The following is a 24,687-nucleotide window of genomic DNA, read 5'->3' as shown; positions in this document are numbered from 1 at the left end:
CGCATCACGTCCCTGACGTTGAACTCCTGATATGGCACACCGTGCAGGTCACCCGACCGGGCTGTTCGTCCTCGCGCAACACAGCGTCGCCATGCCCCTGCTGTTCGGGCTGACCGAATTCGACGGCCACACCGACCTGACCGTGTCGGCACGCAACGGCGCCGGTATCGAAGCCCGCCTCGAAGCCCTCCTCGACCGCGTCGTCGCCATGCTCGAGCCAGCCGAGTAACCCCGGGACCAGCGCATTGACGGCTACCGCGACTATCGTGGAGCCGTGGGCATCATGGGCGAGCTGTTTCCGGGCAAGAAGCTGCAGAACGAGGGCAGCGGCGACAGCGACGGCCAGTCACACGAACCCCGCCTCGACGTCGACCTCGACGCCGGTGTGATCCGGGTCTGCGGTCCCGTCGGGCCGACCGACCTCGACTGACCCGAATCGGCCCCCTTTCGCTCACCCCTGCGCGCAATCCTCCGTGGGCTGGGGTCGCGATAGTTCTCGGCACGTCGTCGAGCAAGAAGCCACCGTGACCGCCACCGAACCACCACGTTCCGGCGGCGCCGAGGTGATCTGGTCGACAAGGGCTACTGCGGAACCAGCGGCGCCACAGCGCCTTCCGGCACCGGCGTCTGGTACGTCGCGCCCGAGGCCGCCGCCCGCGCCGACGCGAAAGCGAGCTGGGAGGCGCTCGGCGATCATCTCGCCGACCCCTACTGGATGGATCGCGTCCTCGACCAGGTTCCCGGCGCCGACGTCGGAACCGGCGTCCGGCTCGCGCGCCGACCGGGATGTCGCCGAGCCCCGATTAAGGTGAGGCGCTATGTCGACTCACCGGCGGCGGTAGCCATAACGCCGCGAGGGCGATGTCGTCGGGAAGCTGGGCGGGCACGGGTGCCGCAGAGCATGCCATGACAGCGGGCCGATCCGGTGACGCGGTGCACGGAATCGGTGGAGTCGGGTTGCGCCCCAACGGGTCACGGTCGGTTGCCGCGGCCGAAGTCGTCACCGCCGCGCAGGACGAGTTGATCCCCTTCGAGAAGAATTATCTGCGCCATGGTGACGGCTGCGCCCTGCCCTGGCTCGGCTCGGCTCGGCTCGACGAACTGTGGGATGCCGCATCAGCCGGTCTCGGCGGCGGGACCGGCGACGAGCGGGTCGGGGCCCGGCAGGCCGCGGCCATCACCGCGGTCGGGCGCCTGATGTACCGAACCGCCTTGGCGCGCACCGAGACTCGCGGGATCAGCAAACGCGCCGATCATCCCGACCTCGATCCGGCCCAGCATCACCACCTGCACTCGGGTGGGCTCGACAAGCCGTGGGTCGATGCGGCAAGGCACCCGCAACTCGGGTCTGGTGGTGGCGTCGTGATCGAATTACTGCGTGCGCGCGACTGCATCGGCTGCGACAAGTGCGTGTCGGCCTGCCCCACCAACGTTTTCGACCGGGTCGACGGCGGAATCCCGGTTATCGCCCGGCAATCCGATTGCCAGACCTGTTTCCTGTGCGAGGCGTACTGCCCGACCGATGCCCTCTTACGTCGCGCCCGAGGTCACGCCGCTGCCCCCGGACGCGGCGGTTCCCACCGAGCACATCGGCCGATATCGCGAGAAGCTCGGCTGGGGGGCACAGGCGCACCGCGGGCGCACAGGTCGCGGTGGGGCCGGTGCTCCCGCACGGCGCACCGCCGCCGCGGCTCAGCTCCTGAGCGCCGACGGCGTCGGGTTCGGCAACGGACCGAACAGCGGGTCGTCGAACACACTCCGTTCGACGACCGGGTCCGGGACACGCAGCAGGCCTGCGGTGCTGACGTCGGACCAGTCGTATCGTCCGTCCTCGCACTGCAATTCGACCATCGAGACCGCGGAGACCGTGTCGTCGAGGGCGAAGTCGGCGAAGCCGTCCTCGTCGAGCGCGGTGCGAATATCGTGCACGGGTGTCGGGTGGGTCGCGTGGGCCAGCACCAGGTAGGGGCGCAGCGGCTCACCGAAGTCGGGGATCCGTTCCCGGATCCACACGTCGGTCAGCGCGTCGGTCAGATCCGCGCGCACCCGCAGCAGTTCCTCCGAGACGGTGATCGGCAATCGAATGGACTCGACGGTGACCTCCGGCGGCCCGAAGACGAGCTGGAACGGCGCGAGCTCGGCGAGCAGATCTCGCGCCCCCGCCACCAGCGCCGCCAGGTGCACCCCTTTGACCCCGTCGGCGAAGCCGATACCCTGCACCCCGATCCGCAGCCGCTTGGCGTCGACCTGTTCGAGTCCGGGCAGGCGCGACAGGGTGGGCGCGAAGATCTCGATCAGTTTGTCGGCGACCGGCTGGCTCGGCACGATCTGCCAGTTGTAGAACGAGCGACCCGGTGTCCACCCCGGACGCCACCACCAGCGGCTGGCAACGGTCATTTCGCTCGCGATCATGGTGTGCCACCTCCCGATCTCGGCCGACCGCGGGGTGAACACCCGGCTGGCCGGCCGTTCCGCCCGACACGATCGGCACCGATGCCTGCGATGCCAGTTACCTCACAGCGACGGTATTCCCGGTGTGTTCGGCGAGCAACCTGGTGAGACCGATCCGTTGTGCCTTCGACGCACTACACTGACTGCCATGCCTGTTCGACGGCTGATCACGCGTTCCGCGTTCGCCCTCCTGCTTCCCCTTGCCGTTTCCGCGTGCACCATGAACGGACCCGGCACCACCTCCGAATGCACCGTGAGCGGCTGCACCGTCACCTTCGACCGGGGGGTGAGCGCGAAGGCCTCGGTCCTCGGCATCGACACCGAACTCGTCGCCGTGAACGGTGAGATGGTCACCCTGAGCATCGGTGGCCAGCAGATCACGGTCCCGGTCGGTCAGTCCCAGGCCAGCAACGGCACGGATGTGCGGGTCAGCGAGGTGACCGACGACAAGGTCGTCGTCGTCTTCGCGACCGGCCTGAACCCGAACTGATCATCCGGCCACGTTTGACCGACCTGCCGGTTCGGAGACCACCCAGGGCGCGTTCGGTTGGTCGAGTATCCAGCGCCAGCTTCCGTCCGGCTGCCTGCGCGCCACCTCGACGGTCGCACCGGTGCCACCGGGCAGACGCGACGACGTCAGCGCCAGATCGCCCGCGAATAATGCGGGCGCCTGGTGACCGGGTTGGAATATCGGTCGATCGGCGACCAGTCGTGCGTACGCCGCCCGAATCTCGTCGACCCCCGTCGCGACGACGCCGTCCGGCAACGCGAGCACCGCATCGGACTCGTACAACTCGACGAGACCGTCCACGTCACCGGCATTCAATCGCTCGACCACCAGCCGGCTCAGATCTTCCGGGCGCTGCGCACGTTCACGCACATTCTCGGCCATCGACACCCTCCCTCGACTCGGGTTGTGCGACAACGGTAACGCCGGGGTATGACACGAATCGGCGCGCGACCCGGGATCAGGGATGGTCGTGCATCGTCACCGACCACCGCCGTGGCACCAGATCCGTCGTGTGCGTCCCCACCGTCGTCATCAGCCCACCTCCGGTCGACTCGTACCCTGATGAACGGCGAAACCCCCGAAGGCCAACGGCCGCCAGGGGTTTCACAGACAGAACGGGATGTCAGCCGATCACAGCGGGGGGAATCCCGACGATCCGGTCGCCATCCAGTTCCAGAACTCGGTGACGCGGTTGAGGACCAGCGCCATGATGTCGAGGGCAGTGCTTCCCATTGTCTTCCTTCACATCCGAACGAACACTTCGCGCCTTCACCCTAGCAACCGGCATCGAGTGCGCAACGTTGTGATAACGGTCAGATGACGGCGCCCGTGCTGGTCTCCAGCAACGACGCCGAACCGCGCTCTCCGGACATGTCGTGGCCGACAATCCCGGATGCACCGGTCGTCATATTGCGAACGGCATCGATGAATTGCGTCAGGTGAACACGAGGGAAACGCACTTGGACAACCGCCCACCGGCAGTGTGATGGTGCATACAAGAATCTTCCCGTCCGGAATGAACAAAATATCGACAGACAATCCCGTCCTTGATTGCACGTTTTCGAACACTGAAGTAGGACAAGCGAATCCATGCCACTATCGTGATAACCTCGCAGGCGGCAGAGTTTTGTTCAACTAAACCGTGATGCCCGTCACCATGACGCTCTCAGCAGAATCACATATACGATCAATCGCGCCGAGGCTTCACGGAAATGCAATGCCGCCGAAGTCCAACGCATCAGGTGACACAGTGCGGTGTTCTCCTCCCACCCTTCCGCCGCTTCGGCATGCATTCGTCACGAGGTGAACCGGTCATGGAATACACCCACCTGTCCGAATTCGAAATCCGTTCAGGCGCTTTGTCGATGTGGACACCCGAACTCGCCGCCGACGCATGGCGAGCCGACGATCGTCCGCTGAGCAGCGTGCACGCCCGCTACTGCGCGAGCGTCGATCTCGCCGACCCGCTGCCCGGTCGCGGCCGCTGGATCGGCACCGTCTTCGAGATGGATGCCCCGCTCGACGGCCCCACCTGGCGCGAGACGCTGCGGCGCTGGCACGCCAGGCACGAGGGCCTGCGCACCACGGTGACCACCGCGTCCCGGAGCGAACCGCGCAGGCTCGTCGCCGCACCCGCCGCCGTCGACATCGCCGAACAGCCCGTAGCCGGACTCACCGACGGCGCCCGGATCAACGAATTCCTCAGCGGCACACTCGAAGAGCGCCTGTCGCCGCTGGTGTGGCCGCATTGCCTCGCGGCCACGGTCGAGCACGCCGACACCGGCGATTTCACGGTGCTCGTTGCCGCCGACCACTCGGTGATGGACGCCTATTCCCAGGCCATCCTGATTCTCGAACTGCGCACGCTCTACCGCGAGGTCGCGGCGGGTGAGCAGTCACGCGAGTCCGTCACCTTCGGCAGCGTGGCCGACTTCGCCGTACTGGAACGGGCGAGCGCGGCCGAACTGGATCCGGACTCCCCCGCGGTCGCCACCTGGCGCGAATTCCTCGCCGACGGTGCGATGCCGCGCTTCGCCCCGCATGCCCAGCGGCCCGCTCCCGCGGACCTGCCCCAGCCGAGCGTGTCGCGGCGACTGCTCGATCTCACCGAACTCGAGCAGGTCGAATCGGTCCTCGACCTGGTGCGGCACCGGATGTCGGTCGCGGTGTTCGCCGCGTTGGCCGTGGCCAATCAGCAGCAGTTCGGCGCGGACCGGATGCGCACCGCGATGCCGATCGCGACCCGCCCTGACCTGCGCTGGGTGGAATCGATGGGCTGGTTCGTCAATGTGGTCCCGGTCGATATCGCCCTGACAGCCGGCTCCGGCATCGCCGAAGCCATGGATCAGGCGCGCGCCGCGCTCCGTCGTTCGCGCACCGCCAACGACGCCTCCTGGTCGCGCGTTCTCGACCTGCTCGACGTCGCGGAAACACCGCGATTCGGCATCTCCTTCCTCGATATCCGAGTCCTGCCCGGCTACGAATTGGTCGCCGACCTGCGCGGACGGACCTTGCGCGCGGAGTCGTACTCGCCCGACGAGGTGTTGTTGTGGGTTGTGCGGGCCGCCGACGGTCTGTACGTATCGACCCGGTACCCGGCGGGGTTCCCCGCCGAGGTGATGGACGAATTCCTGACCGCGTTCGGGCAGGCACTGTCGTCGATCACCGCCACGGTGCACGCGGGTCCAACTGTGGGCGCCGACGCGCTCCGTCTCACCGCGCAGGCGGGATGAGCTGATGCGGTCACTGTTGGCTTTCACCGGCAGCCGGGGCGACGCCCAACCCGGCATCCTGCTGGCTCGTGCGCTGCGCGAGCGCGGTCACTACGTGACGTTGGCGCTCGCGCCGAACCTCGTGGCCTTCGCCGATGAGCACGGGGTTGCCGCGGTGCCGTTCGGCTGCGATACCGCCGACCTCCTCGACGCGCAGCGCACCGACCACCGGTTCACCAGCCGCGATCCGCGCGCCCGGCTGCGGGCGCTGTTCGAGCTGCAACGGCGTGGAGTGCCCGAGCAACTCGCGGACCTGCGTGCGCTGGCACCCGGACACGATGTGGTGGTCGCGGGGATGGCGGGCGAGGAAGCCGCCGAGTCGGTAGCGCGGGCGGTCGGACTGCCGTTCGCGGCGGTGCACTTCTTCCCGATCCAGCCCAACAGCGCGGTCCCGGTCGCACCGGTGCGCTGGGCGGCGCGTCTTCCCGGTGTCGTGCACCGAGGGGGTTGGTCGATACTGGCCCGCGCACGGGCCGCTGCCCTGGCAACGGTCGTGCCCCGCACCACCGGGCCGAATGTCGCCGCCGTGCGCATTCAGGCCTACGACCCGCGGCTGTTCCCCGGTGTTGGCGAGCAGTTGTCCGGGCCGTTCGTCGGGTTTCCGGTCGATTCGAACGGATTTCTCACCAGGGGGCCCTCGCCCACTCTGGATTCGTGGCTGGAGGCGGGATCGGCGCCGATCTACGTCGGTTTCGGTTCCATGGATGTCGGCGACCCGGCCGCCTTCGTCGCGATGCTGCGGGCGGTGTGTGCCGGGCGTGGTCGTCGGCTACTCCTCGCGTCGGGTTGGGCCTCGATCGCCACCGGATTCGAGCAAGACGTCGCGGTCGTCGAGCAGGTCGATCACGCCCGGGTGCTACCCCGTTGTGTCGCCGCTGTGCATCACGGCGGTGCGGGCACGACGGCGGCGGCACTGAGAGCTGGTGTGCCACAGGTCATCTGCTCGGTCCAGGCCGATCAGCCGTATTGGGGTCAGGCGTTACAGCGGCTCGGTCTGGCCGCCACGACTCCGGCGAAACGGTTGACGGGCGAGCGTCTGGACGCTCTGCTCGACCGCGTCGCGCATCCCGATGTGGTCGCGCGCGCGGCAACCTCTGCCGCCGGTTTCGCCGCCGACGGTGTCGAGCGGGCCGCCGATGTCGTCGAGGCGCTGGGCGGTTCGCCGGTCGCCCCTGAGTTGGCCTATTCCGCCGGGAGGCAACTGTGAATACCGATATCGCCATCCGCACCACCGGTCTCGGCAAGTCCTACGGCGATTTCACCGCCGTCGGCAACGTCGACCTCACCATCGCGGCGGGTACCGTCTTCGCCCTGCTCGGCCCCAATGGCGCGGGCAAAACCACCACCGTCCGCATGCTCGCGACCCTGGTCCGTCCCGATCGCGGCACCGCCGAGATCTTCGGTTACGACATCGCGCGCGACGCGACCGCCGTGCGCTCGATGATCGGGCTCACCGGCCAATACGCCTCGGTCGACGAAACCCTCACCGCCGGTGAGAATCTGCGATTGTTCGGCCGGTTGCTCGGACTCTCCCGCCGTGATGCCGCGCGCCGCAGTGTCGAACTCCTCGAAGAGTTCGAACTGTCGAAGGTCACCGACCGGCCGGTGAACCAGTTCTCCGGTGGCATGCGGCGGCGGCTCGATCTGGCGGCGACTCTGATCACCGATCCGCCGCTGATCTTCCTCGACGAGCCGACCACCGGCCTCGACCCGCACACCCGCGACAAGATGTGGGGCGTGATCCGACGGCTCGTCGCCCGCGGCGCGACCGTTCTGCTCACCACCCAATATCTCGAAGAAGCCGACGCACTCGCCGACCGGATCGCCGTCATCGACCGCGGGACGATCGTCGCCGAGGGCACCGCGGCGGAGCTGAAGTCCTCCATCGGCGACCAGGTGCTGCGCCTGGAACTCGCCGACGCCGCGCAATCCGCCCACGCGGAGGCCATCGTCGTCGAACTCACCGGCGAGGTTCCCGAAGGGTCGTCGGCGGGCATGCTCACCGTCGCGCTCAACGATGCGGGCACCGCCGCCGATATTGTCGCCGCCTGCCGCGCCGCGGGCATCGCCCTGCGCGGTTTCGCTGTCGACCGTCCCGATCTCAACGAGGTCTTCCTCGCGCTGACCGGCACCGACCGCGTCGCCGCCTGATCCGAAAGACCGAGGCCACCATGACTGCCACCCTCACCGAGATCGCCGTCGAGCCCACCACACCGCCGACGATCGACCGGCGCCCCCGGATCACCCACGTCAGCCTGCGCGCCTCGCTGTTCCAGTCGCTGATGATGGCGTGGCGAGGTCTGCTCACCTTCCGGCACAGCCCGCAGTTGCTCTACGACGCGCTGCTGCTGCCCATTGTCGGGCCGCTGCTGTTCGGCAGCATCTTCGGCACCGCCATCGCGGGCAGCATGCAGGCGTACCTGCCGATTCTGATTCCCGGTGTCCTGGTGCAGATCGTGCTGACGTCGTCGGTCGCCACCGGAGTGCAACTGTCCGAAGACATTCGGTCCGGGGTCTTCGATCGGTTCGTCGCCATGCCGATCGCCCGGTCGGCACCGGTCGCCGGAGCGCTGCTGGCCGGGGCGACCCGGTATGTCATCGCCGCGACCACGGTGGTGATCGTCGGGTTCGCGATGGGTTACCGCCCGGATCATCCGGTCGGGTTCGTCGCCGGTGCGGTGCTCGTCGTCCTGGCCACCACCGCGATCAGCTGGCTGTTCGCTTTCATCGGCGTCACCGTGTCGAGACCCGCCGCGGTGCAGGGCATGTCCATGCTGGTGCTCACCTTCCTGAGTTTCGCGTCCAACGCGCTGGTGCCCGAGTCGGCGATGCCGACCTGGCTCCGGTACGTCTCCGACTACAACCCGGTGTCCTATCTCGTGTCCGCGGTGCGTGGGCTCGCCGAGAACGGCGTTGTCGGCGCCGACGCGTTGTGGTCGGTGGTCGCCTCGCTCGTGATCGCCGCCGTCTTCGCGCCCCTGACCGTCCGCACCCTGCGTGCTCGCTGAGGAGTTCTGATGACGCTCACTGCCCCGGCCATCTTCGCCGCGCCCGTCGCCGTCAACCGGCTCACCGCCGACGACGACCTGTTCCTCAAGCTGCACAGCCTCTACGGCAACGCGCTGGTCAATCAGCTCGCCTGGCGGTTCGACGAGCCGGTCGACCCCGAACTGCTCGCCCGCTTCCACGCCCAGTTGGCCCAGGGTTTCCTGGCCCGCCGCGTGCGACCGACCAGGGTTCCGTTCGCCCGTCCCTACTGGCTGCCCGCGACGGAATCGCTTCCGCTGGGCTGGGATTCGGTGCCCGTCGCCGACGACGAGATCCTCGACTGGTATTTCGCGCAGAGCCGGGTCGACTTCGATCCCGCGACCGGTCAGGTGTGGCGGCTGTCCGCGGTGGCGACCACGGCGGGTGGGACGCTGGTATCGCTGGTGACCTCGCACGTGGCATCCGACGGCGGCGCGGTGCTGTTCGCCGTCGGCGACGCACTGGCACGGCTCGATGAGAGCCCGGACTGTGCCACAGGTTCGGGCCAGCTGGTCGGGACATTACCGCGGAACTCGTTGAGCGCGAACATTATCGATGCGGGCCGACAGCTTCGCGCAGTCGCGAAAGGGGTCCGCGCGGCGATCGCCACCCGTGGTGTCACCGAGCCGGACCGCAACCTTCGTCCCTCGCTCCCCGAGCTGCGCCTTCCGGCACAGTGGTCACCGGCCGACACGGTGGTTCAGCTCGATCTCGCCGAGTGGAACGCCGCCGCCACACAGCATTCCGGCACCACGAACGGGCTCCTGATCGCCCTGGGCGCCGGTATTCTCGGTCGCAGCGGGCGCGTCGGCGACACCGCCGACATTCGCGTAGACATCCCCCATTCGATGCGCACACCCGATGACCCCCGCGCCAACGCCACCACCGGTTTGCCGATCTCGGTCACCTACCGCACCGGCGAACGCGTCGACCTCGCCGCCATCCGCTCCGCCGTGAAACGCGCCGCCACCGCCTACCGCGACCCGGCCACCACGCCTGCCCTGCAACACCTCCAGCCGTTGCAGATGATCCTGCCCCGCTTCGTGCTGCGTCATTTCGCCCGCACCGCCAAAGCCCCGGAATGCCTGTGCACCAACCTCGGCGAAACCGCCAGTGGTGTAGCCGATTTCGCAGGCCACCAGGCCTGCGCCGTGCTCATGCGCCCGGTCGTCTGCACCAACGACACCGCCATGTTCCGCCAAGTGGAGGTGGGCGTGAATCTCTCCTTCTCCACCGACGGCCACACGGTCACCCTGGCCGTCACCGGCGCCGACCCCGACCGCTTCCCCACCCGCGCTGCCCTGCGCGAGTTGTTGTCGGCGGAGTTCGAGTCCTGGGGCCTCACACCCAGATTCTGGTGACTCCCCGGCAATCAGTGATCGCTCGCCACCGCGCGGACGGCCGCCCTGGCTGCGACCAGGACTGGATCCCAGACCGGGGAAAACGGTGGTGCGTAACCGAGGTCGAGCGCGGTCACCTGCTCCACCGTCATTCTCGCGGTGAGCGCCACCGCCGCGATGTCGATTCGCTTGGCGGCACCATCACGTCCGACGATCTGCACACCGAGTAGCCGACCGGTGCGACGTTCGGCGAGCATTTTCACCGTCATCGGTTGTGCGCAGGGAAAATACCCCGCGCGTCCGGTGGATTCGATGGTGACGCAGTGGAACTGCAGCCCAGCACGCCGAGCGTCCTTCTCCCCCAAGCCGGTACGCGCCACCTCCAGGTCACACACCTTGCTCATCGCGGTGCCGACCACACCGGGGAAGGTGGCATATCCGCCGCCGACACCCGACCCGATCACCTGTCCGTGCTTGTTGGCGTGAGTGCCGAGCGGGATGTGACGGAGCGTGCCCGACACCAGATCCAGTACCTCCACACAATCACCGCCGGCCCAGATGTCGTCATATCCGCGCACGCGCTGAGCGAAATCGGTGAGCAGACCACCGCTCTCCCCCAGTGGTAGCCCGGCGTCACGGGCGAGATCGGTCGCCGGGCTCACACCGATCCCCAGCACGACCACATCGGCCCGATACTCGCCGCCGGCGGTCACCACCGCACAGACCTTGCCGTCCGCGGACGTCCGCATTCCGGTCACCTCGGTATCACGGATGAGCCGTATTCCCATCCCCTCCATGGCTTTTCGCACGAGCGCACCCATGTCCGGGTCCAGCGTGGCCATGGGTTCAGCACCCCGGGTGATCATGGTGACCTCGAACCCCCGACGCACCAACGCCTCAGCCATCTCGACACCGATATACCCCGCGCCCACCACGACAGCTTCCCGCCCGGTCGCCGACTCCAGCCCGTCGATGAGCGCCTGCCCGTCATCGAGGGTCTGCACGCCATAGACACCCTCGGCGTCGATACCCGGCAGCGGCGGCCGGATCGGCGTCGCGCCGGTGGCCACCACGAGCTGGTCGTAACTCGTCCACTCCTGTGCACCGGTATCGAGATCGCGAGCACGCACCCGCCGCCCCACCGGATCGATCTCGGTCACCTCGGTCCGCATCCGCAGATCGATATCACGAGCACGGTGTTCGGCCACCGACCGCGCGATCAGATCATCGGCATCAGCGACATCCCCAGCGACCCAGTACGGAATCCCGCACGCCGAATACGAGGAATGGTTGCCCTTCTCGAACACCACGATCTCGAGCTCACCAGCATCCCGCAACCGCCGCGCCTGCGACGCCGCCGCCATCCCGGTCGCATCCGCCCCGACAACCACCATCCGTCCCATCCCACCACCGTACGAGAGGATGTCGCGGTTTCGGCCCCCAGTACCGCGAGTCCCGAGTTCTGCCGATTCCGTGAACTCAGTTCAGGACGATGGCCGCGCGCTCAGGATTCGCGGGCGGCGATCGCGGCTTGGATACGACGCAGTGTGCGTAGGCCCTTCTTCGCGGCGACGCTCACCATGCCGTCGAAAACCGTGGAGCCGCGATCGTTGGCCATCAGTCGTTCCAGTGTCGGGACAGCGCGGTCGTCGCCGGTCGAACCGAGTGCGACGGCTGCCCAGTACCGCTTGTCGGCGTCGTCGCTGGAGGCCGCCTCGACCAGCCTCGGGATGATGTCCGGGGCGAATTCCGACAAAGCACTGGCGATGTAGCCGATGCGGTAGTAGCGGCGATTCTCGAATTCGTCCCACAGCGCGGCCAACGCCGCGTCGCCGCCGATCATGCCGAGGGCTTCGGCGGCGCGTTCGCGCATCCCACTGATCGAGTCCTGGAGCAACGGAGCTAGGGCAGGAACAACCGATTCGTCACCGAGTACGCCAAGGGCGATGACCGCCTGATCCCGGGCGATGTCCTGCGGGTGATCCAGCATCGCGACAAGGCCGGGGATCGCGTCACGGAAACCGAGGGCCGCGCACCCCATCGCGGCCCATGCCTGGCAGTTGTAGCGGGTGTCGGCGAGCGACGCGAGCAGCGGCTCGCGCAGACTGTCGTCGCCGAAGACCTCCGCCCGATTCAACGCCCGGCTATAGAGCGACCGGTGGTACTCGGGATAGTCGCGAACGAGCGCGAGCAGCGTTTCCTTGGCATATATGTCGCCGTCGATCGCCCGATCGAACAAGAGCCGCAGATTGTCCTCGCGGGTCTCGAGATCGCCGTCCTTGAGGAGTCGCGCATCGGCTGAGTTCACCGCCCAACGGTACCCGCTGATTCGATCCTCCCCTGACCACGTTCGGGCGGCTCCCCACGCGTGCGCGCGGTTGTCGTGGTCGGTCAGACCGCCGCGCTACTCCGAGTAGGGCGGAGGCCGAAGACAACCAGTCCGATCGGCATCAGCACTGCCAGAGTGTCGAAAACCGTGCTGAACAACGGCGCAGCGGGCCGGGTGGCGGTATCCGACAGCGTCAAGACGAGATTGGTGGTCTTGGTCGTGATCGCGGCCACTGCGACCGGCACCCGGACTCCCGGCACGAAGGCCGCCCACACCAGTGCGGCGCCCAGCACACCTTGCATCACGCCCCGATGTCGCAACAAGGCGGTTTCCATCGGGCTCAACTGAGTCAGCCCGTAGTACTCCAGGGCAACCGGCGTCACCAGCGCGAGCACCGGCGTCATCGTGATCACACCCAGCACGACGAGGGCTACCTTGACGGCTCTATCGGTTGACATTGAAAGCTCCAATCATCAGCGATACTGACGATCAGTGTATGTGACACTAGAATGGATGTCATGCGAGAGTCGAATCCCGTAGAGCGGATCACCCAGGCGCCGATCTTCCTGTTGTTCCGAGTCGGCGACGCCGCCCGCGATGCCGTCGAACGGTCGCTGAACCGTCATGGCCTCCGCGGCAAAGACTTCCGGACACTCACCTACGCGGCCACCGGAGCCCACTCCCAACAGGAACTCTCCGCAGCCACCGGCCTCGACCGCACAACCATGGTCGCCGTGATCGACCGATTGGAGCGACTCGGCATGGCTGTGCGCGAGCGCGGGGACGACAGGCGACGACAGGTAGTGGTCCCGACCGCACACGGATTACATACCCTGACAGTCGCTTTCACCGAACTGGAGCACGTTCAGGAAGAGTTCCTCGCCACATTGAGCCCGACCGGCAAGCAAGCCATGACATCGGCGCTGTCGCGACTGTTCACCGCACACGATCCTTCGTGCAGCACGAAAGACAGCCCCTAGTACTGCAACGGCACTCGTGGGTCAATCGAGAGGGTGGCCTCGGCGGCGATAGTGAGACAGCCGGGCTTGATACTGGCGGCGGCGCCGCCATCTCGACCACAACCAGATGTGATCGGCCCTATGTTGCGGGGTCAGTACGAACGCGACCAACAGACGGCGGATCTCGGGTACCGTGAGAGCGATCATGTCCGCGTCGAGATCGCTGGTTCCCCCTTTGCAGCAAGGGTTTTCGACGCGGCCAACCACGCAAGGGCGAGCATCGACAAAGTGATGTGCGCATACCAGGCCCGCCAGCTGCGGACCTGGTAGTGATCGAGTCCTGCCTCACCCTTGGCCTGCTGGAATGCCTCTTCCACGTGCCAGCGTGATCCCGCGGTCCAGGCCAGATCGACCAACCTGGCGGTAGCGGGGCCGTAGCAGAGGTAGTAGGCGATCTCGTGCTCGCCTTTGCTGTTGGGCGTCAACGCCCGCCGTGCCAGCAGCCAGTGCCCGCGCCCGGTCTTCCAGGTGCCCTCGATCTGGCGTCGCGCCCAGTGGTATTCACGCGGCCCGTGCGCGCCGGCGCCGACCGAGAACCGCTGCCAGGTGCGGTCACCGAACTCCGCTACGAGGTCCTCGGCGCGCGCGAGCCGGTCGGCGCGGGTGCTCACCTGCTGGTCACGGCGGGTGGCCAGCACATAGAACACGTCGTGGTCCTCGCACCAGTCCCGCAAGTAGCCGGCTTGGCCGTAGGCTTCGTCGGCGGTGAACCAGGAGAACGGCACCTTCGCGGCCAGCGCGCGTTCGAGCATGAGGATCATCTGCCGGGGCTTGGTCGCGAACTCGACCTCGTCGGGAATCGCAGCGCCGCGACAGCGCTCCCGATCGGTGGTCCAGGACTCGGGCAGATACAGCTCCCGATCGATCAGGGCATGCCCGTGCCGCGACGCGTACGCCAAGAACACCCCGATCTGGCAGTTCTCCGTCCGACCGGCCGTGCCGGAGTACTGGCGTTGCACCCCGGCGGATTTGGTGCCCTTCTTCAGGAAACCGGTCTCGTCACCGGCGAGCACAGCATCGGGGTCGCCGAGGTGTTCGACCACATAGTCGCGCACGTCATCACGCACGGCCTCGACGTCCCAGTCGGCCTTGCGTAACAGCCGCTGCATCCCGTCCGGACAGCCCTCACCAGCACGTTCGGCCAACGTCCAGCCATTCTTGCGCTCCAGCCCGGCCAGCAGCCCCGACACGTATTCCCGCGCCCGCTCCCGCGGCTCCGACCGCGCGAACCGGCCACCGATCCGCGACATCAACGAATCCAACTCGGCCACAACACGATCCAACACCACGCACCAGATCTACCAGCAACGACTCACACAGATGCCGTTGCAGTACTAGCCCTCACCCGCCCCGGAAACTCGAGACCCCCGAAAACCTGCTCCTGGAGTTCGCGGCCCCAGTCACTGCGTGAAGTAGATGACCAACAGCGTGGAGACGACCAGAAACAGAACGGCCCACGCGGTCTGCGACAACACCGCGACCGTCCACCCCACGGCACTGCGCCCCGGCGTCCAGCCCAGCTCTGCCAGTTCAGCCGCGATCAGGTTCCGCACCGGTTGTTCTCGATCTCGATCGCGCCGAAGGGGAGTACCGCCTTCGGTCGGCCACCAGTGTTCGACGGTTTGGGCGAATCGGCGCTTCTCCTCGAGTATCAAGGCGAAGCAGTATGGAGTTCGTTCCTGGTTGTGGTCGTACGGCCGTGCGACGTGCACTTCACGGCGACCGACCGACCGGACCTCGAAGGTCGGGTAGCCGGTCAGCGCAAGCCGCAAGCGCTGCTCCAACTCGGTTCTCGGGGAGTCGATTTCGTCGAGCATGCACGAAGCCTACTGCGCCGATGAACCACACCCCGACAACGAAATCCCCCGGGAACCCGAAGGCTCCCAGGGGATTTCGTTCAGACGAGAACAGATCAGCCGTTGTTGGCGGCCTTGAACTCGCGGCGGCGGCGGTGCAGGATCGGCCTGACCTGCTGTTGCTGCTAACGAATGTCGGCCTGTGGCCGTGCTGTTACAGGAGAATCCACCTCGTGCCCGAGGATCAGCCGTGCAGTCGGCAGGTCGTACTTTTCCGCTACACGGGTCGCGCGTGTGGACAGAGTCTTAAGGTCTCCGACACCCTCGTTTTCCACTTCATCGGGCACGGCATCCTCGACAACGACGAACGACTCCTGCTGGGCACTCAAGCGACGACCGGAAAGTTAGATCAACAATATCAGGCTTGGTCCGTCGCGGGACTGCAGCCGATCGCCCTGGCAAAGGGTGTCCGTCACCAGCGGCGCTGCCTGCTGCGGCATCCTGGGATCCAACTCATCAAACCGGAGTGACCTACTCAGAGGATGGCACCCGCTTTCTGATCTCCCACAGCGACGGGATCATCAATGCGCACAACGCGTTCCGATCCGACACCGTCGTCCTGTGCGCCAAACTCACCACCAACATGAGCTATGCCGATTGGACCACGAACATCTCACCTCACGTTCCCTATGCCCGGCAATCCGAGGGACTGCCGGAGCCAAAGGACACTGAGCAAACGATGCCCGGTGGTTGACGAAAGTACTGATCCCGCCATGGGCACGACGCACAGGCACGCCGACAAGACACGGCCACCACCGCCAACCAACTGCGCAAAGCAACGCCTGACCACCATCACGATGCAACCGTCGAGCACCAACCGAGTGCGGGGTCTCGACCTGCGGCTGAATCCTCGACGAGGCCGTCGTGTCTTCAGGCACTCCGTGTAGCGGCGGCGCCCCGGAGCGATGGAATCTGGCGTCGCGGCCACACCCAGTTCGCCGCTCAACCTGCGCTCACGGGGGCATGAATGGATCTGACCGCGATCGTTAGCTAACGTAGGTGTCCGATGTGTCCGAAGGGAAAGTGGGGAGCGGACATGACAGAGATCGAGGTCGATTCCGCACGCCTACGGTCAGAAATCGCGGCCTTCTACGCCGGCTTCGGCGTCGCGACCGAGCTCGCGGACGCGTTCGAGTCCGCAGCGCTGCTGGTGCCGTTGACCGGCCCGGAAGATCGTGTGTTCACGCTGGCCTCGAGTGGTATCGACTGGTTGTGCGCGTTCACCGGAGTCGAGGAATACGCCCGGTTCATGACCGCACGCGGTGTCACCCCCGGCCAGGAGTATCGATTCCACACCTTCATGGGCCGACGCCTGCGTGAGTTCGCCGCGGCACAACCCGAACCGACCGGCGTCACCGTCGACATGGGTTCGCGGGCACCGATGGCCTTCCCTCCCGAGATGACAGAGGAACCCTCGGCTGAGAACCGACACCGCTGATGGCCGATCTCAACGTCGACCCGGCCCTGCTGACTCAGGCCTCGAACGGGATCAGCACCATCATCAGCGAGCTCTCCGACCTGGGTGTGGGCGAGACCGGCGCCCTCGGGCGCGGGTTCGCCCGGTTGACGATGTCAGCGGCCGAAGCAGGCACCGGCAATGTCCAGGTCACGTTCGAGACGTTCACCGAACGGTGGTCGTGGGGTGTGCGGGCGTTGGTGCAGTCGGGCAACGAGATCGCGAAGATCCTGGACTTGTCCGCGGGCCGCTATCACCTGATCGACGAGCAGGTCTCGAACACGTTCAAGCAGATGTTCACCCATCTGGCGGGCAACCCGCACCTGTCCAAGACTGACCTCGAGGGAATGGACTGGGGCCAGGTCTGGGACAACAGCAACTTCAACACGGCCAGAAATCCCCAATACAGCGCGGCTTCGTTCTCCGAAGCCTTCTCCCACATGGGCGACAACGTCTCGATGTTGGGGCAGGTCGGGCAGTACCTGGCCTCTGATGAAGTGCCCCAGCAAAGCGGGATCGGCGACTTCTTCCTGGCCGACACGGGGGCGGCGGCGAAGGTCGCCGAGATCCAGCAAGCACGACAAGACGCAGGTGGGGGAAACAAGTAGTGGGTATCGGCGACTTCGTCAACAGCCTCGGCGACAAAATCGAAGACGGGCTCGAGACAGCCACCGAGAAGGTCGGACAGGCATACAACACGTCCTCGACGTGGAGTCCAAGGTCGCGAAAGCTGTCGGCGCCGACGGGTTGTCGAACTGGCTCGACGATCTCGGAGACAAGATCGTCGACGCGACCGGCGGCGCCGTCCCGGAGAAACAACTCGGCGAGACCACCGACCCGAAGGAACTGATCCGCGGCGAACCCACCCGGATTCATGAGGTCGCTGACGATCTCGGCAAGATCGGCACCGCGATCGACCAAACCGGTGACGCGCTCCGCAAGATCGACGTCGCGGACTGGTCCGGGGACGCCTCGACGGCGTTTCACGACGAGTACTCCAAACAGCCCAAGCTGTGGTGGGACGGCGCCGACGCGATGAGCAAGGCCAAGACCGCGCTCGATTCCTGGTACCACGAGGTCACCGCCGCCCAAGCCAAAGCCGCGGACGCGATCGCGAAATGGGACGCCGCCGACCGCGAGGAACGCGACCGCAAGAACGCCTGGAACGCCCAAACCGACGAACAGCGCAAGGCTAAGAACCTCACCGATACCTGGACCGACATCCGCAACGAAGCCCGGGCGATCCTCAACGGTGCCCGCACTCAACGAGACAACGCCGCTGCCACGGCCATCGCGGCGATCGCGGCAGCGACCGAGACCGCGCCCACCGAGCCACCGTTCCTGTCGCGGTGGGGCAGCAACTTCGAAGACCTGGGTGCTGCGATCGAGCAGGCAAGAGCCAATTTCTCGTCCGGGCTGTTGACCTCGCTGACCGGCATGGTGCAATTCGTGCGGTCGATCAATCCGCTCGACATCTACAACATGACCCACCCGGCCGACTACCTGTCGAAGATGTCGGACCTGAGCACCGGAATGATCGTCGCCGCCGCGGACCCGAAAGCGACTGCGGCAGCGATGCTCTCAGGGTTCAAGACCAACCCGTCCGAGGCCTTGGGTGCTCTCACCGGCGACGCGTTGACGACCCTCGCGACCGGTGGCGCCGGTGGCGCCGCGAAAGCCGCTGCCACCACCGTCAACCGGGTCTCCGACGTCGCTGACGCCGGCCGGGTTGTCGATAACGTGGCAGATACATCAAGGCGCGCCGTGCCCGAGACACCCAGCGCCCCCACCCAGCCTGCCGCCCACGCCCCGGACAATCCCGCCACGCCGAGCCCGAACCCTGCTGGCAGTCCAGACACTTCACCCCCTACGAACCCAGCAGGCGCCGCGCCGGACGGAACCGGACCGAACCCGCCCGGTCAGGCGGGCGATACCCGGCCGACGAACCCAGCAGACACCCCGAACGCGAACCCCAACGATTCGACACCAGCCGCCAACGGAAACGACGGAACAAGCCCCGAAACCGTCGCACCCGTCAACCCTCGTGACACAGAGCCTGGCTCGCCCACACCGAACGACGGATCACCCGAGAACCCCGACAATGCACCGGCGTCACCGAACAGTCCCGATGAATCATCCACGGGCAAGCCGACTCCTGACAACGACGGTGGCAGCCCGACCCCGGAATCACCCTCCCCGAACGGCAACGATTCCACCCCCGATCAGCACGACAACTCGCCGACCCACCAAGACGGTGACAACGGATCCAACCCGGGCGACCACAACGGCGATTCCAACACCCCCGATCAGAACGGCAATGGACCCGAACCCCGTGCCCTGACCGATCAGGGCGGAAACGGGCAGGACAGCGTCGGTGATACGGCAAACAAGAATCCGCCGGAAACCGACTCCACCCGAAACCAGACCGAAGAGGGCGGCGATCCGGTCAATCTCGCCACTGGCGAATTCCTGCTCCCGCTCACCGATCTCGAACTACCAGGCATCCTCCGTCTAGCCCTGAAACGAGCCCACCACTCCAACTACCGGTTCGGTCGCTGGTTCGGGCCCTCTTGGTCAGCCACCCTCGACATGCGCGTAGTCGTCGAAGCCGACTGCGTCACTGTGGTTTTCGAAGACGGCATGCTATTGGCTTACCCGCATGCCGAAGTCGGTGTAGGCGTCGAGCCGATCGCTGGCGGTCAGCGGTGGAAGCTGACGCGTACTGAAGTCGGTGGTTACCGACTCTGGGACCCCGACCGAGAACTGGTGTGGCACTTCGCCCCCGAACCAGTCCTCGATGGCTTGGACACGCTGCTGGGCAATTTCGCGATCTCTGCGATCACCGACCGCCACCACAACCGGATCAGGTTCCATTACAACACCAACGGTGACCCGACCGAGGTCACCCACTCCGGTGGGTACCGCGTCGTGCTCGACTCGGCCAACGGCCGCGTGACCGCGATCTCGATCGCGGGCGAAGCGAACGGATTCGAAACCCTCACCCGTGTTCGGCAATTCGACTACGAGCAGGGCGAGCTGACCACCGCGGTAAACGGCGTCGGGGGCGCCACACGCTTTGTGTACGACGAGCACCACCGCATGCTGTCGTGGACCGATTCCAATGGCAGCTGGGTCGCCAACACCTACGACGAATCTGGGCGAGTCATCGCCCAACGCGGCCTCGATGGCGTGATGAACGCGGACTTCGAATACCTCGAACTCGGTAACGGTACCGGCCGCCTCACTCGGCTCACCGATTCTCGTGGCGGCGTCACCGGCTACGGGTTCGACAACGACCTACGCCTGCGCGATTTCCGTAACGCCGACGGCGGACACCGCCACATCGACTACAACGCCGCGCGCAAACCACTGGCCGTGACCGAACCCGATGGCGCGGTGACCCGGTACGCGTATACCGACGACGGTGATGTCGCGACGATCACCCGTCCCGACGGTAGCGACATCCGTATCGAATATGCCTACAGCAACCGGCCCACCACGATCACGAATCCTGATGGTACGACAGCGATTCGGAAATGGGACAAGGCGGGAAACCTCGTCGCGGTCATCGACCCAGGAGGCGCGCGAACCGAATATACCCACAGTCCGTGCGGCGCGGTCACCGAAGTCCGTGATCCTGACGGTGCCCTCACCCACGTCGAAGTCGACCCCGCAGGACTGCCCGTCACGGTGACCGACCCTTACGGTGCAGCGACGACCATCCGCCGAGACCAGTTCGGACGCCCTGCTGAGGTCACCGACCCGCTCGGGCACACCACCCGCTACGAGTGGACCCCCGAAGGGCGACTAGCCCGTCGAGTCGATCCCGACGGATTCGCCGAGTCCTGGACCTACGACGGCGAAAACAACCCCCTCACCCATACCAACCGCAGCGGCGGCGTCACCACCTACGCCTACGGCAGTTTCGACAAAGTCGCCGCTCGGACCGAACCCGACGGCTCGACTACCCGCTACCTGTACAACACCGAACGCCAACTGATAGCGGTCATCAACCCGCTCGGTCAACGCTGGACCTACAACTATGACCTAGCGGGCCGCCTGGCCTCGGAGACCGATTACACCGGCGCCACCACGGCTTACACCTACACGGTCACTGGCCGCATCGCCACCGTCACTCCCGCGACCGGCATCACACGCCATCACCGCCACGACGTTCTCGGCAACCTCACCTCGGTTACTGCTGATTCCGGTGAGTACCTCGCATACACCCATGATCCTGCGGGCCGCATCCTCACCGCGATCAACGGCACCGATGAAACCCTCACCCACACCCTCGAATTCACCTACACACCCACCGGCCAAGTCGCGACCCAAAAGCTCGACGACCAACCCACCATGGTCAACGATTACGACCACCGCGGACGACGAGTCCGACGCACCACCCCGTCGGGTGCGGTCACTACCTGGCGTCACAACGCGCTCGGCCAGGTCGCGGCGCTGGACGCCGACGGCACCGACATCTCGTTCAACCACGACCGCGCGGGTCGCCTCACTGGTTGGCGCACCGGCGAAGTCCAAATCGACCGAACCTTCACCACCAACGGCAATATCGCCACACAGGAAGTCACTGGATTCCCTGCCGCGACCTTCTCGCTTGACTTCGGCGACACTCCGACCGCGCGGCCCGATCCGTTCACCATCCGCCGCGACGACTACACCTATCGCCCCGACGGCTACCTCACCGACCACACCACTACCCGCCCCGACACTGGCACCTCCCGCGCCGCCTACGCCCTCGACCCCATCGGCCGCGTCAACACCATCACCCGCGACACCGAGATCGCCGAAGCCTACGAATACGACCCCCTCTCCAACATCACCGCCAGCCTTCCCACCTCGACCGAGGCTCCACAGCCCGCACGAGCCCAGAGCGGGCCCATGGAAGGCCGCGAGTACCACAACAACCTCCTCGTCCGAGATGGCCGCAACCACTACTACTACGACCCCGCTGGCCGACTTATCCGAAAAGTCACCACACGAATTTCCCGTAAACCAGCTGTCTGGCACTACCGATACAATGCGTTCGATCAGCTGACCGATGTGTACACGCCGGAAGGTGAATGGTGGCGCTACTCCTACGATGCTCATGCGCGCAGGGTCGGTAAGACACGTCTAGACACCGCCACGCAACGATTGGTTCAGCAGACCTCCTACGTGTATGAGGCGGCATGTCTAATTGAGGAAGTTCAAAAGGACGTGGTGACCTGCTGGCACTATCTGCCTGGGACACTAACCCCTGCAGCCCAGTCTGTGAAGCACATGTCGGCGACTGTGCCCTCCATCGTTGTCACCGACCTCACCGGGTGCCCCGATGAACTCATAAACCCGCACACCGCAGAACGGCAAGGAATATCCCGGCGGACCCTATGGGGAAGGAGCCTCTGGACTGGCGGAACAAGCACACCACTCCGGTATCATGGCCAATACGCGGATACCGAATCAGGTTTGCATCATAACAATTTCCGAGCGTACGACCCGGAAACGGGCAGATTTCTCACCACTGACCCACTTGGGCTCGCTCCAGCGTCGAATCCTCACTCTTACCCCCACAATCCGACAAAGTGGTCAGACCCACTAGGACTTACCCCAGAATATCGCGATTTTGCACACGGAACGTCCCTGGAAAACGCAAACAACATCCTAAATAACGGACTCGATGCCAATGCCGGGCAAGCAGCTACGAATGGAGGATTGATGAGCCGACCAGGATCATTCTTCACACATGAAGTTGCAGGTGGCGACGCCCCCGGATTTCAGTCGGCCTACGAATGGGGCCTTCGCGTGGACCCCAATTCCCCCTCCACCGTAATCGTGGGAAGGATTCCTGAAAACATCTACCAGCAACTGCTCGAAAGGGGCCACGTCGAGGTTCGAGCAGTAGGCGAAGGGGTTCCTGATGAGACAATATTCCATCCGCGATCATTTGAAACACTGAACGCGACGATGGAGTGGATTGCGAAGGTGACGCCATAATGTCTTCGAAGCGCTACGAATACTCCGCCGCAAACATAAAGAAGACAACCTGGGGGAAGGTTTGGGAGTTGGGCGATAGTTACTGGGAGACTGTGTGGCGGCTCACATTTAGGTCGGCACACCCGCTGAGAAACGTGGAGGTTCTCCGCAGTGACGACGGCAAGTTTTTGGCCGAGCTTCGTATGATTGGCGGTACAAACGGGGAGCTACGGGTGACTACCAACGGGGACGCAATGGCCCCAGAGAACTACCCGCATACGTATACGTGCTTCAGGATTATCAATGATGAATTCGGTGAAATTGAAACAATAGAAACTCACCCGAAGGATTGGTATCCACCTTTTAGAAGCCGGGGCCCTACGAGCTAGTATTGATTCAGAGTTTAACGATTGGGATATATACGGAGAGGTGGATCGATCAATAAGAAAACGTTAGAGAGTCGAGCAGCGGAAGCAGTTGCCGAAGGTGTCGTAGGACAGGACCTGCTCATCACCGCACGCAACGCCGACACCATCAGTGTTTGCACTGCATCGAGGACTGTTCTACTTCGCGTCTACAAGAGGAGGCTGAAGCACACGGGCGGAGATTCCACCCTCCTGATAATGACCGAGCAGCTGGTAGAATTCCTCGCCGCCTTTCCGCACGACGAGTTGCTAATGATAGAGATACACGGTCATGATGGTTCCAACGCTTTCCTTCTAGCCAATTGTGAAACCTCTGAAATACTTCACTGGATGCGAATGCTCGGCAACCGGAATTCGCGACCAGTGCAGGGATAGCCACTCGTTTCGCGACCAACCTTCAAGCAAACGCGTGGCACCTCGACAACCGAGTCGTTCGAGTGCCCTTCCCGAAGGGAACATGGTGATGCTGGTAACCCTGCTGACAGACATTCCGCCCGGCGCGTCGGGCATGGTCAGATCACACAGCGGTGATTGGCCCGCAGTGTGGGCCGGACGGAACCCGGGAGTAGCGGGCACCCAGCACGACGTAGAGATCGAACTGGGCGACGACGTCTCAGAAATTCATGTCTATGATTCCGACGCACCTAAAGAGGGAATCTATCTGAAGGACGGTCAACTCATGGTTTGCGGCACAGTCACAACCGTTTTCGACGACGGAATCGTTGCACTCGACCTCAATCCCGGAAACCTTTTACTCGAAGCTAGCAATCCGCTCCCCACACTCCGCGCGGGTCAGGTAGTCTGCGCTACTCCTAGCGAAATATCTGTACTTCCAACCGGCTTCTAACCTCAATCTTTCGCGGGGCTGACATGCTGGCCTGAGCGGCTTCGAATTGGTATCTCGATCGGAATTTTCCGGTTGAGGGCGCGGCAGCCGGCCGCACAGCGGGGCTGGCTGCCAGGGTTCCACGAACCCGGAATGATCGATTCCTCGAAAAGTAGAGACAGTTATCTGCCTGCTCAACCGGGCCGCAAACGTGCCGCAGCTGTGTATCCGAAGCAACCGAACCGAACACTGCTGGTTCGGCGCCCAGCAGTGCCAGGTCGGCGGCGCAGTCGCCACCGATCGCGACGCCGACAGTCGATGCGGGCACCAGGCCCGATAACGGGCACCGCCGTACAGGAAGGCCGTGACCGTCATCGCACACCGCAAGCACGTGTCCGAGACGGATCGCAGTACGGCCCCTGCCCGCCACCGGGGGTCGGTGCGGTTCAAAAATGAGGGGATTCTGTGGTGGCGGGGCGAAAAACGTCAAATATCCGGATACGAAGGACACCTCCGACCCAGGTCAGACTGGGTTTTCGCTGTCGGGCTGACAGGATTTGAACCTGCGACCACGTGGCAAGGGCTCCAGTTGTCCAGACCCTACCTATCAAGATCCAATAGTGCTCAGCACCAAGCTTTTTCGCGAAACGAAACTTCTCGATGATTCGCATGAATTCGCATCGATTCCGGTCAAAGCGGGGAG

At 65.1% G+C, this 24,687-nt stretch carries 22 protein-coding genes and 3 pseudogenes; 18 read left to right on the top strand and 7 right to left on the bottom strand.

Going from position 1 to position 24,687, the window contains the following annotated elements; all coding sequences use genetic code 11:
• Positions 1-31: 31 nt before the first annotated feature.
• The 5 genes and pseudogenes from ACTWPB_RS20615 (at position 32) to ACTWPB_RS20595 (ending at position 1,703) form a co-directional block, all read left to right on the top strand.
• Complete coding sequence (locus tag ACTWPB_RS20615) at positions 32-229, top strand: hypothetical protein (RefSeq protein ID WP_446222215.1); 198 nt, start codon at positions 32-34, stop codon at positions 227-229.
• A 45-nt stretch (positions 230-274) separates the two neighbouring features.
• The gene (locus ACTWPB_RS20610) at positions 275-430 is read left to right on the top strand and encodes a hypothetical protein (protein ID WP_446226562.1); all 156 of its coding nucleotides are present in this window, start codon (positions 275-277) and stop codon (positions 428-430) included.
• A gap of 94 nt (positions 431-524) precedes the next feature.
• Positions 525-736: pseudogene (locus ACTWPB_RS20605) on the top strand (pyridine nucleotide-disulfide oxidoreductase); the annotation flags it as partial.
• Positions 737-810: 74 nt separating this feature from the next.
• Positions 811-1,366, top strand: a pseudogene (locus tag ACTWPB_RS20600) (pyridine nucleotide-disulfide oxidoreductase); the annotation flags it as partial.
• Positions 1,363-1,703 (top strand): annotated as a pseudogene (locus ACTWPB_RS20595) (4Fe-4S dicluster domain-containing protein). The pseudogenes ACTWPB_RS20600 and ACTWPB_RS20595, both read left to right, overlap by 4 nt.
• On the opposite strand, the gene ACTWPB_RS20590 reads toward ACTWPB_RS20595, so the two are convergent.
• Complete coding sequence (locus ACTWPB_RS20590) at positions 1,693-2,412, bottom strand: 2'-5' RNA ligase family protein (RefSeq protein WP_446222214.1); 720 nt, start codon at positions 2,410-2,412, stop codon at positions 1,693-1,695. The pseudogene ACTWPB_RS20595 and the gene ACTWPB_RS20590 sit on opposite strands and share 11 nt — an antisense overlap.
• A 187-nt stretch (positions 2,413-2,599) precedes the next feature.
• On the opposite strand from ACTWPB_RS20590, the gene ACTWPB_RS20585 reads away from it, so the two are divergent.
• Positions 2,600-2,941, top strand: coding sequence for a hypothetical protein (locus ACTWPB_RS20585; protein ID WP_446222213.1), 342 nt, complete (start codon positions 2,600-2,602; stop codon positions 2,939-2,941).
• Here ACTWPB_RS20585 and ACTWPB_RS20580 read toward each other — a convergent pair whose 3' ends face one another.
• Positions 2,942-3,343 (bottom strand): YybH family protein, encoded by a 402-nt coding sequence (locus ACTWPB_RS20580; protein ID WP_446222212.1) that lies wholly within the window; start codon positions 3,341-3,343, stop codon positions 2,942-2,944.
• 932 nt (positions 3,344-4,275) lie between these two features.
• Between ACTWPB_RS20580 and ACTWPB_RS20575 the strand changes: the two genes are divergently transcribed.
• The 5 genes from ACTWPB_RS20575 to ACTWPB_RS20555 are packed head-to-tail and all read left to right on the top strand — an operon-like array spanning position 4,276 to position 10,121.
• On the top strand, positions 4,276-5,694 hold the full coding sequence (locus tag ACTWPB_RS20575) for a condensation domain-containing protein (protein WP_446222211.1): 1,419 nt from the start codon (positions 4,276-4,278) through the stop codon (positions 5,692-5,694).
• Between the two features lie 4 nt (positions 5,695-5,698).
• On the top strand, positions 5,699-6,940 hold the full coding sequence (locus ACTWPB_RS20570; protein ID WP_446222210.1) for a glycosyltransferase: 1,242 nt from the start codon (positions 5,699-5,701) through the stop codon (positions 6,938-6,940).
• Entirely contained in the window at positions 6,937-7,884 is a 948-nt protein-coding gene (locus tag ACTWPB_RS20565) for an ATP-binding cassette domain-containing protein (RefSeq protein ID WP_446222209.1), read from the top strand. Before ACTWPB_RS20570 ends, ACTWPB_RS20565 begins: the two co-directional genes overlap by 4 nt.
• Before the next feature lie 20 nt (positions 7,885-7,904).
• Positions 7,905-8,741 carry an ABC transporter permease gene (locus ACTWPB_RS20560; protein ID WP_446222208.1) on the top strand — a complete coding sequence of 279 codons (837 nt, stop codon included), beginning with the start codon at positions 7,905-7,907 and terminating at the stop codon, positions 8,739-8,741.
• 9 nt (positions 8,742-8,750) lie between these two features.
• Positions 8,751-10,121, top strand: coding sequence for a hypothetical protein (locus tag ACTWPB_RS20555; protein ID WP_446222207.1), 1,371 nt, complete (start codon positions 8,751-8,753; stop codon positions 10,119-10,121).
• Between the two features lie 11 nt (positions 10,122-10,132).
• Here the strand turns inward: ACTWPB_RS20555 and ACTWPB_RS20550 are convergent, their stop codons facing one another.
• From ACTWPB_RS20550 to ACTWPB_RS20540, 3 genes are all read right to left on the bottom strand, one after another.
• Positions 10,133-11,503, bottom strand: coding sequence for an FAD-dependent oxidoreductase (locus ACTWPB_RS20550; RefSeq protein WP_446222206.1), 1,371 nt, complete (start codon positions 11,501-11,503; stop codon positions 10,133-10,135).
• Between the two features lie 101 nt (positions 11,504-11,604).
• Positions 11,605-12,408, bottom strand: coding sequence for a HEAT repeat domain-containing protein (locus ACTWPB_RS20545; RefSeq protein WP_446222205.1), 804 nt, complete (start codon positions 12,406-12,408; stop codon positions 11,605-11,607).
• An 83-nt stretch (positions 12,409-12,491) separates the two neighbouring features.
• The gene (locus ACTWPB_RS20540) at positions 12,492-12,887 is read right to left on the bottom strand and encodes a hypothetical protein (RefSeq protein ID WP_446222204.1); all 396 of its coding nucleotides are present in this window, start codon (positions 12,885-12,887) and stop codon (positions 12,492-12,494) included.
• A 60-nt stretch (positions 12,888-12,947) separates the two neighbouring features.
• Here ACTWPB_RS20540 and ACTWPB_RS20535 point away from each other — a divergent pair, with 60 nt between their 5' ends.
• Positions 12,948-13,409, top strand: a complete 462-nt coding sequence (locus tag ACTWPB_RS20535; protein ID WP_446222203.1) for a MarR family winged helix-turn-helix transcriptional regulator — start codon at positions 12,948-12,950, stop codon at positions 13,407-13,409.
• Between the two features lie 182 nt (positions 13,410-13,591).
• Here the strand turns inward: ACTWPB_RS20535 and ACTWPB_RS20530 are convergent, their stop codons facing one another.
• Positions 13,592-14,737, bottom strand: coding sequence for an IS701 family transposase (locus ACTWPB_RS20530; RefSeq protein ID WP_446221242.1), 1,146 nt, complete (start codon positions 14,735-14,737; stop codon positions 13,592-13,594).
• A 111-nt stretch (positions 14,738-14,848) separates the two neighbouring features.
• Positions 14,849-15,265, bottom strand: a complete 417-nt coding sequence (locus ACTWPB_RS20525) for a hypothetical protein (RefSeq protein WP_446222202.1) — start codon at positions 15,263-15,265, stop codon at positions 14,849-14,851.
• A 20-nt stretch (positions 15,266-15,285) separates the two neighbouring features.
• Between ACTWPB_RS20525 and ACTWPB_RS20520 the strand changes: the two genes are divergently transcribed.
• The 6 genes from ACTWPB_RS20520 (at position 15,286) to ACTWPB_RS20495 (ending at position 24,005) form a co-directional block, all read left to right on the top strand.
• Positions 15,286-15,774 carry a hypothetical protein gene (locus tag ACTWPB_RS20520; RefSeq protein ID WP_446222201.1) on the top strand — a complete coding sequence of 163 codons (489 nt, stop codon included), beginning with the start codon at positions 15,286-15,288 and terminating at the stop codon, positions 15,772-15,774.
• The gene (locus tag ACTWPB_RS20515) at positions 15,771-15,998 is read left to right on the top strand and encodes a hypothetical protein (protein ID WP_446222200.1); all 228 of its coding nucleotides are present in this window, start codon (positions 15,771-15,773) and stop codon (positions 15,996-15,998) included. Before ACTWPB_RS20520 ends, ACTWPB_RS20515 begins: the two co-directional genes overlap by 4 nt.
• Before the next feature lie 342 nt (positions 15,999-16,340).
• Entirely contained in the window at positions 16,341-16,742 is a 402-nt protein-coding gene (locus ACTWPB_RS20510; RefSeq protein ID WP_446222199.1) for an SseB family protein, read from the top strand.
• On the top strand, positions 16,742-17,368 hold the full coding sequence (locus ACTWPB_RS20505) for a hypothetical protein (RefSeq protein ID WP_446222198.1): 627 nt from the start codon (positions 16,742-16,744) through the stop codon (positions 17,366-17,368). Before ACTWPB_RS20510 ends, ACTWPB_RS20505 begins: the two co-directional genes overlap by 1 nt.
• Entirely contained in the window at positions 17,253-22,754 is a 5,502-nt protein-coding gene (locus tag ACTWPB_RS20500) for a putative T7SS-secreted protein (RefSeq protein ID WP_446222197.1), read from the top strand. Before ACTWPB_RS20505 ends, ACTWPB_RS20500 begins: the two co-directional genes overlap by 116 nt.
• A gap of 867 nt (positions 22,755-23,621) precedes the next feature.
• A complete protein-coding gene (locus tag ACTWPB_RS20495) occupies positions 23,622-24,005 on the top strand; it encodes a hypothetical protein (RefSeq protein WP_446226561.1) in 384 nt (127 codons plus the stop codon).
• Positions 24,006-24,687 lie beyond the last annotated feature (682 nt).

The sequence above is a fragment of the Nocardia sp. IBHARD005 genome (genome assembly GCF_052814245.1).
Note: the sequence above shows the minus strand (reverse complement) of the source record. Positions and strands in the feature narration are given on the sequence as shown.

Bases quoted from the DNA above. Each gene is read 5' to 3' on its own strand.
- ACTWPB_RS20615 (WP_446222215.1), top strand. From the start codon at position 32: ATGGCACACCGTGCAGGTCACCCGACCGGGCTGTTCGTCCTCGCGCAA.
- ACTWPB_RS20590 (WP_446222214.1), bottom strand. From the start codon at position 2,412: ATGATCGCGAGCGAAATGACCGTTGCCAGCCGCTGGTGGTGGCGTCCG.
- ACTWPB_RS20585 (WP_446222213.1), top strand. From the start codon at position 2,600: ATGCCTGTTCGACGGCTGATCACGCGTTCCGCGTTCGCCCTCCTGCTT.
- ACTWPB_RS20580 (WP_446222212.1), bottom strand. From the start codon at position 3,343: ATGGCCGAGAATGTGCGTGAACGTGCGCAGCGCCCGGAAGATCTGAGC.
- ACTWPB_RS20575 (WP_446222211.1), top strand. From the start codon at position 4,276: ATGGAATACACCCACCTGTCCGAATTCGAAATCCGTTCAGGCGCTTTG.
- ACTWPB_RS20570 (WP_446222210.1), top strand. From the start codon at position 5,699: ATGCGGTCACTGTTGGCTTTCACCGGCAGCCGGGGCGACGCCCAACCC.
- ACTWPB_RS20560 (WP_446222208.1), top strand. From the start codon at position 7,905: ATGACTGCCACCCTCACCGAGATCGCCGTCGAGCCCACCACACCGCCG.
- ACTWPB_RS20555 (WP_446222207.1), top strand. From the start codon at position 8,751: ATGACGCTCACTGCCCCGGCCATCTTCGCCGCGCCCGTCGCCGTCAAC.
- ACTWPB_RS20550 (WP_446222206.1), bottom strand. From the start codon at position 11,503: ATGGGACGGATGGTGGTTGTCGGGGCGGATGCGACCGGGATGGCGGCG.
- ACTWPB_RS20540 (WP_446222204.1), bottom strand. From the start codon at position 12,887: ATGTCAACCGATAGAGCCGTCAAGGTAGCCCTCGTCGTGCTGGGTGTG.
- ACTWPB_RS20535 (WP_446222203.1), top strand. From the start codon at position 12,948: ATGCGAGAGTCGAATCCCGTAGAGCGGATCACCCAGGCGCCGATCTTC.
- ACTWPB_RS20525 (WP_446222202.1), bottom strand. From the start codon at position 15,265: ATGCTCGACGAAATCGACTCCCCGAGAACCGAGTTGGAGCAGCGCTTG.
- ACTWPB_RS20520 (WP_446222201.1), top strand. From the start codon at position 15,286: ATGAACCACACCCCGACAACGAAATCCCCCGGGAACCCGAAGGCTCCC.
- ACTWPB_RS20510 (WP_446222199.1), top strand. From the start codon at position 16,341: ATGACAGAGATCGAGGTCGATTCCGCACGCCTACGGTCAGAAATCGCG.
- ACTWPB_RS20505 (WP_446222198.1), top strand. From the start codon at position 16,742: ATGGCCGATCTCAACGTCGACCCGGCCCTGCTGACTCAGGCCTCGAAC.
- ACTWPB_RS20500 (WP_446222197.1), top strand. From the start codon at position 17,253: ATGAAGTGCCCCAGCAAAGCGGGATCGGCGACTTCTTCCTGGCCGACA.
- ACTWPB_RS20495 (WP_446226561.1), top strand. From the start codon at position 23,622: ATGCTGGTAACCCTGCTGACAGACATTCCGCCCGGCGCGTCGGGCATG.